General features: G+C 51.6%; 12 protein-coding genes and 1 pseudogene. 1 reads left to right on the plus strand and 12 read right to left on the minus strand.

What is annotated here, in order from left to right:
- Positions 1-19: 19 nt before the first annotated feature.
- The 12 genes and pseudogenes from D6M16_RS02170 to D6M16_RS02220 all read right to left on the minus strand — a co-directional run bounded on the left by D6M16_RS02170 (position 20) and on the right by D6M16_RS02220 (position 11,749).
- Positions 20-1,150, minus strand: coding sequence for an HlyD family secretion protein (locus tag D6M16_RS02170; RefSeq protein ID WP_120510365.1), 1,131 nt, complete (start codon positions 1,148-1,150; stop codon positions 20-22).
- Positions 1,150-1,527 (minus strand): DUF3302 domain-containing protein, encoded by a 378-nt coding sequence (locus tag D6M16_RS02175; RefSeq protein ID WP_120510366.1) that lies wholly within the window; start codon positions 1,525-1,527, stop codon positions 1,150-1,152. The genes D6M16_RS02170 and D6M16_RS02175 overlap by 1 nt, the downstream gene beginning before the upstream one ends.
- A gap of 163 nt (positions 1,528-1,690) precedes the next feature.
- Positions 1,691-2,707, minus strand: a complete 1,017-nt coding sequence (proX, locus tag D6M16_RS02180) for a glycine betaine/L-proline ABC transporter substrate-binding protein ProX (protein WP_120510367.1) — start codon at positions 2,705-2,707, stop codon at positions 1,691-1,693.
- Positions 2,708-2,717: 10 nt separating this feature from the next.
- A complete protein-coding gene (proW, locus tag D6M16_RS02185; protein WP_120510368.1) occupies positions 2,718-3,857 on the minus strand; it encodes a glycine betaine/L-proline ABC transporter permease ProW in 1,140 nt (379 codons plus the stop codon).
- Position 3,858: 1 nt separating this feature from the next.
- Positions 3,859-5,049, minus strand: a complete 1,191-nt coding sequence (gene proV / locus D6M16_RS02190; RefSeq protein ID WP_120510369.1) for a glycine betaine/L-proline ABC transporter ATP-binding protein ProV — start codon at positions 5,047-5,049, stop codon at positions 3,859-3,861.
- 206 nt (positions 5,050-5,255) lie between these two features.
- Positions 5,256-6,707, minus strand: a complete 1,452-nt coding sequence (locus tag D6M16_RS02195; protein ID WP_120510370.1) for a sensor histidine kinase — start codon at positions 6,705-6,707, stop codon at positions 5,256-5,258.
- A complete protein-coding gene (locus D6M16_RS02200) occupies positions 6,694-7,353 on the minus strand; it encodes a response regulator (RefSeq protein WP_120510371.1) in 660 nt (219 codons plus the stop codon). The genes D6M16_RS02195 and D6M16_RS02200 overlap by 14 nt, the downstream gene beginning before the upstream one ends.
- Positions 7,354-7,356: 3 nt before the next feature.
- Positions 7,357-8,010 carry a tetratricopeptide repeat protein gene (locus tag D6M16_RS02205; RefSeq protein ID WP_120510372.1) on the minus strand — a complete coding sequence of 218 codons (654 nt, stop codon included), beginning with the start codon at positions 8,008-8,010 and terminating at the stop codon, positions 7,357-7,359.
- Positions 8,011-8,026: 16 nt separating this feature from the next.
- Positions 8,027-8,836 (minus strand): SDR family oxidoreductase, encoded by an 810-nt coding sequence (locus tag D6M16_RS02210; protein ID WP_120510373.1) that lies wholly within the window; start codon positions 8,834-8,836, stop codon positions 8,027-8,029.
- A 40-nt stretch (positions 8,837-8,876) separates the two neighbouring features.
- On the minus strand, positions 8,877-9,554 hold the full coding sequence (locus D6M16_RS22450; protein WP_240435565.1) for an iron-containing redox enzyme family protein: 678 nt from the start codon (positions 9,552-9,554) through the stop codon (positions 8,877-8,879).
- A 582-nt stretch (positions 9,555-10,136) separates the two neighbouring features.
- A pseudogene (locus D6M16_RS22455) lies at positions 10,137-11,123 on the minus strand (AMP-binding protein); the annotation flags it as partial.
- Positions 11,120-11,749, minus strand: coding sequence for a thermostable hemolysin (locus tag D6M16_RS02220; RefSeq protein WP_120510375.1), 630 nt, complete (start codon positions 11,747-11,749; stop codon positions 11,120-11,122). The gene D6M16_RS02220 and the pseudogene D6M16_RS22455, both read right to left, overlap by 4 nt.
- Positions 11,750-12,062: 313 nt before the next feature.
- Here D6M16_RS02220 and D6M16_RS02225 point away from each other — a divergent pair, with 313 nt between their 5' ends.
- Positions 12,063-12,287: a hypothetical protein gene (locus D6M16_RS02225; RefSeq protein WP_120510376.1), complete on the plus strand. Its 225-nt coding sequence runs from the start codon at positions 12,063-12,065 to the stop codon at positions 12,285-12,287.
- The last annotated feature ends 15 nt before the right edge of the window (positions 12,288-12,302 follow it).

The following is a 12,302-nucleotide window of genomic DNA, read 5'->3' on the forward strand; positions in this document are numbered from 1 at the left end:
CAGGCATGCCGGGAAGGGATTAATGATCCAGATACAGGTAGTTCTGCCAGCTCTTCATGCGGATCAAAATCTTACGCATCACCGCCAGATGGTGAGCGTGATCGGAATACACGGCAATTTCCATATTGGCCCCTAAAGGCAGTTGGTATTCACTGAGGTCGTCTATCATTTTAAACCTGACCAGCGGCCGGCCCTGACGCATTAACATATCGGTGCCAATCAGTGTGCCTTGCGCCTGTGCCTGACCTTCACCAATCGCGGGCAATACGTCGATAATTTCGGCTTTGAAGGTTTTTCCGGGAATGGCGCGGAAAATGATGTCGGCTTCATAGCCAGGTTTGAGGCGCAGCAGGGAGTTCTGACGGAAAGCACCTATGATGAAGTCATCGTTGGTGTTGATAAAGGTCATCACCGGACGCAGTGGCAGTGGCACCGCCATCATGCCAGGGCGCAGCAGCACCTGAGTAACAAAGCCATCCGTAGGCGCGCGAACAGTCGTCGAATCCAGATTAAACCGGGCTTTGGTCAGCTGGGCCTGGATTTGAGCAACAGCCGTGTTCTCGCCATTGATGTTGGACTCATAAGCCAGTTTAGCCCGGCGCTCATCAGCTTGCGCGGCTTCCAGGGCGGCTTCGGCGCTGCGGTAGAATTGCTCACGGTTATCAACATCGGCTTTGGTGAAGGCGCCGCGTTTATAGCCTGTGGCATAACGCTGGTACTGCTGATAGGTGCGATCGCGTTCTGCCTGCGCTTTGATGCGGGTTGCCATCGCCGCTTTGTAGCTGGCTTCCTGTCCCAGTACGTTTTGCCGGGTTTCTGCTAGCTGGGCTTCCAGCCGGTCAACTTCGGCCTGGAAAGGCGTGGGATCAATTTTGAACAGTATGTCGCCTTGCTTGAGCGGGGCGTTCGGGGTGACAGGTACGTCAATCACCTTACCGCGTACGTTCGGCATAATAGGCGTTGAGACAAAATATTCTCCGCCCAGGCTGGTATGCGGGTGATTATAGTTCATGAACAGAACCAGGGCGCCGACAAGGACGATACCGCCAAGTACCGCAGTCGGCACTGTCCATTTATTTAGTGGAATACGGAAAACTTTGAAGATAAAAATACAGATGGCCGCGTAAGAGAGGATCAGTAACGTTTCCATTATTGATTACCCTCAGTGTTATTATTGCTGTTATTCATAGGCTGTTGTTGTTTTAACGCGGTAAGTTCTGATTGCAGTAGCTGGAGTTGCATTTCCATTTTGGTTAACTGGGTCTGAAGTAATACTTGCTCATCATGAACCTGTTTGAACCCCCAGCCTCTTTCTTTACGCCACAGGGTTGCCCATATCCATAAAAATGGCCACAGAGCATGTAATGTGAATAAACTTACCCAGCCAGCATAGTGAATAGCATCCTGATGAGGATGTTCTCGCTCTTTGGCAATCTCGTAAGGAATATCGTGAATAGCTATGATGCCGTAAAACAAAACAAGGGCTACAAAAATAAGTAATCCCAATGCAAAATAATCCAAGAACATATATTTACCGTCAAATTTGAACCATGATCTCAAGAATATAGCTAATAAATAAACTTAGCAATTATGAGGTTATTTGTCTTTCAGGTTTAATTCAGATTACATCAGGCCAGCATGAGAAGCTGGCCTGGAAATATAGTATCAGATTAATTGCATAGTTCAGCTATTAAGAGGCATCTTCAGCGGCTTTTTTTGCCTGATTAATCCAACTGTTAAACTCTTGCTGGTGAGACTGAATCCAGCCGTTAGCATGGTTTTCTATGTCTTTCTGGGAATTCTGGCCCTGACTCATACGCATATTCTGAGCACTGACGTCATTGATATTCAGTGTCATGATTTCAAACAGTTTGGCTGCGGCCGGGTTGTCCTCAGCGAACTGTTTGTTGGCAACAATACGCATGCTGTTCATCTCAAAGCCGTAGTTTTTACCGTTAGGCAGGGCGGTATCAACGTTTTCCCGCTCGCCCGGTAATGACGAAAACGGTACTTCCAGCCATACCACATCTTTGCCCGGTACCAGCACACCGCTGACCCAGTAAGGGGTCCAGGTGTAGTACAAAATGGGCGAGCCATTGCGGTAGCGGGAGATGGTATCGGCAATGATGGCGGCGTAATTACCCTGGTTATGGGTGACTGTGTCGCGCAGCCCGTAAGCATCCAGTTGGTGTTCGATGACCCCTTCACATCCCCAGCCCGGGTTACAGCCGGTCAGATCGGCTTTGCCGTCTCCGTTGGCATCAAACAGCTTTGCCAGCTTAGGGTCTTTCAGCTGACTGATATTGGTGATGCCGTATTGTTCGGCGGTTTTTTTATCAATCAGGTAGCCCTGGGCGGCGCCGGTGATGTAATAGCCCTGGCGGTAGAATTTGTCGTCCCCGCCTGATTGAATGAACTTATCTTTATGGAGTGGTGCCCAGTTCACGGCCAGGAAAGTGGCGTCGCCATTGGCAATCGAGGTGTAACCCACGTTGTAATCCACCTCTTTGGTGGGTTTTACGTCGTAACCCAGCGCTTCCAGCGCTTTATTGACGATCAGTGTCTGGAAGGTTTCTTCCGCTACTGTACTTTGTACGGGCTGTACGGTAACGCCTTCTCCGGGTAAATCGGCTGCCATTGCAGGAAATGAAAAGGCACCGGCCAATAAGGCCGCGCTTAGTGAAAGTGACTTCCGGGACCTTGTCATTGTCTTCTCCTTAGGGTTGTGAATGTGTTGTCAGGTGTGGAGCCTCGTCTTTTTTGAACCGACGGTATATGAACCCGATAGGGCCATGTTCATACCAGTGGCGGTAAGATCGGCCACGTTCGGATGCCCCCATCGCCTGTGTAAGCCGGTCGAGCAGGATAGCCAGAATGACAATACCCAGCCCGCCAATGGCTGCCAGGCCCATATCCAGACGACCAATACCGCGCAGTACCATCTGTCCCAGCCCGCCAACGGCTATCATGGAAGCAATCACAACCATGGACAGCGCCAGCATCAGGGTTTGGTTAACACCGGCCATAATAGTGGGCATAGCCAGCGGCAACTGAACCTTATAGAGCATTTGTTTCGGGTTCGCGCCAAAAGAATGGGCTGCTTCAATCAATTCTTCAGGCACCTGACGGATACCCAGAATCGTCAGCCGGATGATGGGGGGCAGGGCGAAAATGATGGTTACCACCACGCCGGGCACATTCCCGATACCAAATAACATCACTATAGGTACCAGATAGACGAAAGCCGGGGTTGTTTGCATCGCATCAAGGATCGGCCTGACAATTCTGGCGGCTTTTTCACTCCTGGCCAGCCAAATACCGGTCGGCAGTCCGATCAGTAAACAAAAGAAGACAGATGTCAGCACCAGCGCCAGCGTGACCATTGCCTGATCCCAGGCACCGATGGCACCAATCAGCAGCAGCGAGACGACACTGGCAATGCCCATACGCGGTCCGGCAATCTGCCAGGCCAGGATCATGATCAGAAAAATCATCAGAAGTGCCGGTGTGCTCTGTAACGTGGTCTGAAAGGCTGTGAGAATGTAATCAATCGGCACACTGATAGCCTGAAACGCTGGCCGGAAGTTAACAACCAGCCAGTTGATGCCGTCTTCGACCCATTGATCAAACGGGATCAGGGCATCCTGAAACGGATGTATCCAGTCGATGGAAGGGTCAACGGGCGCTGAATCTGTGGTATTGAGCCAGTCGGAACCTGAGTTAGGCGTCGAGGTCGCCGGATTGCCCCAGGGATCGGTATTGCTGGTGTCTGTACTGGACCAGGGGTCTTGTGAGGCAGGTGCTGACGGGGTATCCGTTACCGGTGCGGATGATTCTGGGCGATTTTCCTGGCTCATATCAGGCCTCCCGATCTAGAGTCTGTAACAGGCGAGCTTTTGTAATAACACCATGATAAACCTGGTTTTCATCGACAACGGGTACACCATAGGGCAGGTTGGCAACCCGACCTATCAGCTCACCCACAGGGGTTTCAGGCAGGAAAGTCACGGTATCGTCCAGCAGTGCCTGAGTCAGGGTTTGACCTGATTTACTGGCCGTTTGCAGTGTGTCTGTTGATACCAGTCCGACATACAGGTTGCGGCGGTCGACCACAATGCCGAACTCCCTGTCATTATCATTGAGCAGTTTCAATGCGGCGCGCGGGCCGTCCGTTTCAGTTTTTTTAATCACAGTGACCTGGTGTTTGCGCGCGACGTCTTTGGCCGTAAAGACATGGGTGACATCGACGCCCTTAAAGAAAGATCGCACATAGTCATTGGCCGGGTGATGGAGGATTTCATCCGGTGTGCCTATCTGAACCACTTCACCATTTTGCATAATCGCAATCCGATCGCCTATCCGCATGGCTTCATCCAGATCGTGAGAAATAAAAACAACCGTGCGTTTGTCATCGCTTTGCAACCGGATGAGTTCGTCTTGCATTTCGGAGCGGATCAAGGGGTCAAGAGCAGAAAAAGCCTCGTCCATCAACAGGATATCCGGGTCATTAGCCAGTGCCCTTGCCAGGCCGACCCTTTGTTTCATACCCCCTGATAACTCGTCAGGGTAGGAGGCGGCATAAGCTTCCAGCCCAACCCGTGCCAGCGCCTGAAGTGCGGTATCGTAGCGGGTAGCTTTATCGACGCCCGCGAGATCCAGACCGAAGGCCGTATTATCAATCACCGTCATATGGGGCATGAGGGCAAATGACTGAAAGACCATACTGATATTGTTGCGCCGCACAGTACGCAACTCGTCTTCTGAGATGCTGGCGATGTCTTTGTTATCAAGCAATACCTGGCCGCTGGTGGGTTCGATGAGGCGGTTAAGCAGGCGAACCAGGGTCGATTTTCCTGAGCCGGAGAGGCCCATGATAACGAAAATTTCGCCTTGATTAATGGTGAGAGTGGCATCTTTGACGCCGACAGTCAGGCCGGTTTTCTCAAAAATGGCATCCTTATCTAACCCCTGCTCCAGTAATGGGAACGCCCTTTCAGGGGCGCTGCCAAACACTTTGTAGAGATTCTTTACTTCCATTTTGACAGTCATAAATGAGGGTGTCCGCTAGAAAATCCTTACAGATAAAATGTTTTGTCATCTAAGTAATTATGGCAGCTGATTCCAAGTGGGTAGGGTTTAATTTGGCAATGACAGTGCGATTAAGAAGTGCTTGGATTTGGCTTTCTGTTTTTTAATCATACTGATAGCCAGCAATGGTGCCGCCGACCAGATAGCCTGATGATAGGGTTAGGTTACTATTGAATGTGGCCCATTTTGAGCGGGAGCGTGACCAGGAAACAGTTTTTGCCAGTCGAAGATTGTGGTTCCAGCGAAATAGTGCCGCCATGCAGTTCAGCGATGTCACGTATGATAGACATACCCAGTCCCGCGCCATCGCCGCGTTCTGTATTGGCCCGGAAGAACTTTTCAAATATCCGCTCGCGGATCGCGTCAGGAATGGGCTGGCCCGAATCACAGACACGAATCAGGACTTGGTTAGGTTCCGATGTCAGAACACGGATGTTGATGTCGGCGTGCTCACCGGCATAGCGGATGGCATTGTCGATCAGATTGCTGAACAGACTGAGCAGAAGCGGAAGATTGGCCTCAATCGTGAGCGAAGGCGGGCCATCGAGAGACAAATTCTGCTCTTGTTTTAACGCGAAAGGAGCCAGTGAAGCAATCACCTCACGCAGGCATTCCATCAGGTCAAGATGGCTGAACGAAAAGGTGTTACCGCTCTCGACTCTCGCCAGCATCAGTAACTGCTGTATGAGGCGGTCAGTCCTGTCTATCCCTTTGAGAATGTGGTTGAGGTCGCTCTGCAGATCAGCCGGATTATCGCTGGACAGGGCATTTTCTGCATTTAGCCGAAGGACAGCCAGTGGTGTTTTCAGCTCGTGAGCTGCTGTGTGGGTAAAGCGTTTTTCGCGCACCCAGGCTTTATCAAGCTCTGACAACAGGTAATTCAATTGATCGATGAGTGGTTTGAGCTCAACCGTGGGCTGTGACACCCTGATGGCATGCAACCTATTGATTGTTCTTTGTGAAAGGGCTTGCTGAAGTTCACCGACCGGCTGCATGACATAGTTGACCAGCAGAATAATGGCCAAAGCCAGGCAGGGAATAAGCAGCAATTGCGGAATGCCGGTTGAGAAGGCAATTTCATCAATGAGTTCATCGCGGATCGCCTGTTTTTCAGCGACCACCAGGTATGTGGCATCTTGGTTGTTATCGCTAAATGGCAGGCGAATCTGAAAACTACGCCAAAGCTGCTCATCAAAGGTAATGGGATGATAACCAATGTTCTCGGTGGCCGAGAGCGGGTGCGCCGGCGCACCGGGAGAGCGCAGCAGAACCTTGCTCTGGGTGTCGAACAGCTGGAACATCAGATGCTGTTCATAGGGGTGGCCGTAAGGGGTTGGATCATCATCACTGGCAGTGGCATGATTGCTGATTCCCTGATACCAGTCGTTATAAAACTGCTCGATTTGATCCGGCGGCATGTTGAGCAGTTGTGGTGCACTGAGTGCCAGCAGCTTTGCCGATTGTCCCAGCCGGGCGTCAAAAATTTCATCAATTTCATGTTTAGATTCAGCAAAGATCAGGCTCCATGAAATGGCAATCAGCACAGTGGCCGCCGCCACTGTCAGAGTGATCAGCCGTTTTTTGATGGAAAGAACAGGTTTGGTCTCAGCGGTTTTCAATGATGTACCCTACGCCGCGAATATTTTTAATCACAGGACTGCCGAGTTTTTTCCGGATATTGTGGATATGCACTTCAATCGCGTTGTCGCTGGCAGTGTCATCCCAACCGTGAAGCGCTTGCTGGAGCTTGTCTTTACTCATCACCCGGCCAGCCTGCGCGACTAGCGTACTGAGAATTTTGAATTCATTGCGGGTGAGTTTCACCGGTTCGCCACGAAAGCTGACATCGTTGTTGAGCAAGGATAAGGTTAGTTCGCCTAACTGAATCTCGGTTTCAGAGCTGCCAGACAGCCGACGTATCATCACCCGCAGGCGGGCCAGCAGCTCTTCCAGTGCGAACGGTTTTACCAGGTAATCATCTGCGCCGCCATCGAGTCCTTTGACGCGATCGTCTATCCCGTCACGGGCGGTAAGGATCATGACGGGAAGCTGGTGACCTGCGCGCCGAATCTGCCGTAATACCTGAAGACCGTCGATATCGGGCAGGGTTAAATCTAAAATAACGGCCAGGAAGTCCTCGGTTTTCAGGGTGAGTTCAACTCCCTGGCCTTGCTGCAACCAGTCAACGGTGTAGCCTCGACGGCTTAATGAGGCCACCATGGATTCTCCCAGCATCAGGTCATCTTCGATTAATAAGATGCGCATCGGTTATTGCAGCTCCTTCAGTTTTTGTCGGATTTCCTGCTGTCTGCCTGTATCGGCCAGTTTGCGCCCGGGGCGGGGTTTGGCCTGACTGGCTTTCTTGAGGTAGCTAATTGCATCATCACGGCGCCCGTTCTGAGCCAGAAAATCGCCATAAAAGTAATTAGGATCGATGCCGTTCGGGTTGATTGCCAGTGCCTTTTTCAGCATAGCTTCTGCTTTGTCGTCATCACCAAAGCCAATAGGCCAGCCCGGTACCTGATAGTATAACGTGCCCAGGCTGGTATAGGCCGAACCATCCAGCACATTAGGGTCGGTGCGGATCACATCTTCTAACAACGACTTAGCTTCTTTTACCAGTGGCAGGGCGCTCAGTCCACCTTTAGCGCCGGCCAGGCTGCTTTTGTTGATGGCCAGCCAGACTTTCAGGTCGGAGCGGGTTGGCGCCTGGCGCAGGGCTTGCTGATTGCTGGCGATCACCTGATTCAGGCACTGCACTTTGTTGTCTTTGTTAAAGGTATCGTACTGGCATTTCGCCCATTGTTGCTGGATATCACTGAGTTCATCAGCGACAGCCAGGCTGCTGAAACTGACTGATGCACCCAGAATACAGGCGATGGTCAGCAGGGATCGAGTCGGTGAAAAGGTCAATGTTTTCATAATGCCTCCATGAATATCAAATGACTTCGGCTTTGGTGAGGTACTGGCGTATGGTGTGGCTTTGTTTCCGGATAGCCTTGGCGACCGACGCAGGGAGTATCTGGTTCACTCTGACCCAGAGTTTCTCCGGCCACCCCAGCCAGCAAATTGGTGTTTCTTTTATCAGGCAGCGCAGGACTTGCTCAGCCACCCAGCGGGGAGCATCAATATGATTGCCCAGTTGCTGATTGAGTTCGGTCACTGTGGTGGAATTCAGTGTGGTATCAGTGGCTCGCGGGGCGAGGTAAAGCACTTGCACCCCGGTTCCGTCCAGCTCACGGTGCAGGGCTTCACTGAATCTGTGCAGTCCGGCTTTGCTGGCACAGTAAGTGGTGTAGCCGGGATAACCGATCGCCGAGAACGTCGAGCCTATGTTGAGGATCAGAGCCGGACGGGACAGCCAGTTCAGCGCCTGTTGGCACAGGAGAACCGGCACAGTCAGGTTAAGGTGAATTTCATTGCTGATACTGGCCGGTTCACGTTGCGACAAACTGGCAAAGCAATTACTGCCGGCATTGTTGATCAGGCCGTGAATGGGCGTGCCTGCCAGTTTCCATTGCTGACAGGTCTGATTGATGGTTTCAATGCCTGCCGGCGTACTCAGATCGGCCACAATCAGCCGGTGTGAATCGGGCTGGTTCAGTGAAAGTTGTAACGCCCTGAGTTTACTTTCGTTACGACCGACCAGAATCAGGCTGGCGCCGGCATCAGCCAATACTGCGGCAATCTCAGCGCCTATTCCGCCGCAAGCGCCGGTCAGCAGCAGGCGTTTATTGTGGATATCCATGTAAGCTCTCCTGTGCGCGTAAATATATTGTTCTGTCTGATTAGTGCAGTCTGGGTATCGGCAGTGAAGCCAGCATCTGGCCGTAAAGGCCATAGACCATATTGGCACTCTCTATAATGGCGCGCTGATCGTTGGGGTCGTCAATGCGGTTCATCAGGCTTTCAAAGGTTTGAATATGACTTTGATCCAGCTCACTGTGTGACTTGAGATAGGTCATGGCGTTATCAGGCAGGCCGAGTACTTGCTGGATCTGCTGAGCAATCTGACCGCCGATACTGACACTGGTCCCTTCCAGCACCCAGACCATGCCGAACAGTCCCATCGGATTTCGACGGTCAATCTGGTGATAGAGGTAAGACACCATGAGTTCAATGGCGGCACAAACGCTGCCTTGTCCCTGGTTATTGCGCACCGGATCGGGATCGCCACCACAGGCGCTAATGTCGTTCAGAATCCAGGCCTGATGACCCATTTCCTCTTCAATGTAGTGCCCCAGGGCCTGACGAAGCCATTCATAGTCCTCGTTTAATTTGCTGCCACAAGCCATAAGCAGGGGCACAGTATGTTTTACGTGATGATAAGCCTGAGTCAGAAATGCCAGGTAAGTGGCGTTATCGATAGTCCCTTGCTGGCAGGCCGCAAAAATAGGGGCATCTGTCATGCGGCTGCGGGCGGCTTCTGTTTCTGTTTTCAGGGTCTGGAAAAATCCCGAACTCATAGGAGGATCCTCTTTGGTCGTAAAAGGGTAAAGCGCAAGCTGGTCAGTGAAGATTTTGGCTGTATAAAGCGAAAGCGGTGCCTGGCTGCTGTGCAAAGACGCTGTTTCTGTCTGCGCGGCGAGCAAGGCAGGCATGAAGTAGCGATGCAGAGCATCGCGTTTGGGGCGGCCATTGGCCGTCATCAAACCCGGAATATGAGACAGCGGTCGGTCTGTGATGATCAGATTACCGATTCGGGCATAATCCGGAAGTTGCTGATTAAGTGCCTGTATTGCCGGTAGCACTGAGTCCGGTGACTGGCTGAACACGGCGCCGCTCAGCGTGAGTTGCGAATCACCAATAACCACCATGCCAACCAGCGAGGGAAATGCCTGAGCCTCCGATTCAATCCATTCTGGCGAGACATTACGGCCAAAGCCGGTGATCAGCAGGTTCTTGCGCCGACCGGTAATATGGAGAAATCCGTCGGCATCCAGATAGCCAATATCGCCAGTGTCTACCTTGTTTGAAGCTGTTTTTTCACCCAGGTATCCCAGCATGCTGTTTCCGGTAACCTGAATATCGCCCTCGGCCGTGACGCTGATCTGTGAATGGGAAAGAGGGCGACCGCAACTGCCGGGTTTGTCGGCACCGGGAAGATTGAGGCTGACCACAGAGCCGCACTCTGACAGTCCGTAACCTTCATAAGCGGGGATGTTCAGCGCTCGCGCCTTTGCCAGCAGGGAGGGGGCAACCCGTGCGCCACCCACAGCTACAAATTGCAGTGACCTGACCAGCGCGGGCTGTTGAGCGGCAATCTGACAAAGTGCCATCAATAACGCCGGCGTCAGCACCAGGCTTTCCGGCTGATGCTCGGCCAGAACCTGTGCGAATCGCACCGGATCAAAGGTACTGGAGCCAGTCAGTCCCACGTCCTCACCCGGTAAAATAACGGAAGTGGCCCCCAGCAGCAGCGGCACATACAGACCGGTAATGTTCTCCAGCAAAGTAGCAAGCGGTAGCATAACCAGATGTTTTTTGGGGCTGACACTCGGGGTGATAGCTTCCGCTAACACCTGACTGGTGGTGGCCAGATGGTGCTGACTCAGGCATACCCCCTTAGGTTGGGCGGTGGAACCGGATGTAAAAGTGATTTTGCTGGTCTGTTCAGGCAAGGCTGTTGACGGGACGGGTGATGTGATCCGGTAAAACGGCAGAGCGGCAATCTTTTCCGGCTCAGCCTGTTGGTCGATAGACCAGTTGCCCCAGAGCGCATCAGCATGTGCCGCAGTGATCAGGTGCCGGATTTGTTGATCAGAGAAAAAAGCGGGCACCGGTATCAGCACTTTTTTTGCGGCCATGGCCGCGAGATCGGCTACGGCCCAGGCCAGCCCGTTGTCGGCTTGGAGTGCAATACACTGAACGTTCTGCTGATTCAGGGTGTCAGCAGCCAGCACAACCTCTTCAGCCAATTGGCTGAAACTGAGGCTGATGGCTTCACCCGTCTTCGGATTGCGCCCCTGAAGGGCAGTCTGTTGGGGCGCGGTTTCTGCGAACTGAAATAATCGCTTAAGGATCAGGTTTCTCATGCCTGTCCTCCCTGAGTCTGGTTAAGTGCAGAAGGTGACGCCTGCTGACGTTGTATCAGGGTTTGCAGGCCAGTCGCCAGGTTGCCGCCGGATATTCTGGGTTGGTGGCAATAATAAGTGCCCCAGGTTTTCTCAGCATCAGGAATGCGATCGGCAGATGCATCAGCCAGTATGTGGGGGGTTAATCCCAACCGGCGCATCATGGCTTGCAGTGGCCCGGTAGCGGTGAAAATGCACCAGTGATAACCCAGGTTGACCAGATAGCGGGCAATCAGGGTGAAATGCAAAGATGACATCCCTTTAGAGAATGCAGCAAGCTGACCGAATTCAATTAACTCATAACGGGAGACAGGCAACCCCAATCTCTCAGACATCAGAAGATCAGCGGGCAGATCCAGATATTGCTCCAGGAACAGCGGCCCGGCGGCGGCAGATTGAAAACCGCATACTGACAGGAGGTGATTCTGGTTATCGACTAATGCCAGAAAGTCGGGCATGAAGGTGTTGATACGTGCGTGAAAGGCAGAAGCATAGCGTGAAGCGACATAAGATTCTGTTTTTTCACGAAAAGGATGATCTTTATCAATATGCACCAAGGTTAAATTGTTAGAATTATTCTGATTCATCGCATATTTCCCCTTAAGGTATGTATACACACCTTAGAAAGAGAAACTTAAGACAGACTTAAGACATAAAAATAATCATCTAATCTTTACGGCTTTTCCGTCGCAATGAGGTGATACATTGATTTTGATTATGTTTCCTATCTTTAATATTTGTGACCTTGCTCGAAGAGAACGCAGTGGTACGTCCAGATTATTGAGGGATATGTCAATTTCTTACAGGGAATTAACGTTTAACATAAATGTCACATTGAGATTTATTATTGTCATATTTTGTTGCGATGATGACCGCCAAGGAAAGGAGTGTAGAAGCGCAATGAACATGAAAATTCGAACCAATCATCTGGAACCAATGGGATTTGAAGAGTTCTCCCGTTTAATCGACATGACTCCGGCTTCGCGCAGTCCTATGAAAGTTGAACCGCTGCTGGGCAGTGTGCTTTCCCATCATTCGGGTGAAGCAAGGGAAGGGAAGATTGTCATGTTGTCGTCCGGTACGACCCAGTGGGATAAACCTCTGCGTACTGTGAACGGGTATTAAGCTGAAGAGTTGAGT

The sequence above is a fragment of the Photobacterium salinisoli genome, from assembly GCF_003614885.1.
Taxonomy (GTDB): Bacteria; Pseudomonadota; Gammaproteobacteria; order Enterobacterales; family Vibrionaceae; genus Photobacterium; species Photobacterium salinisoli.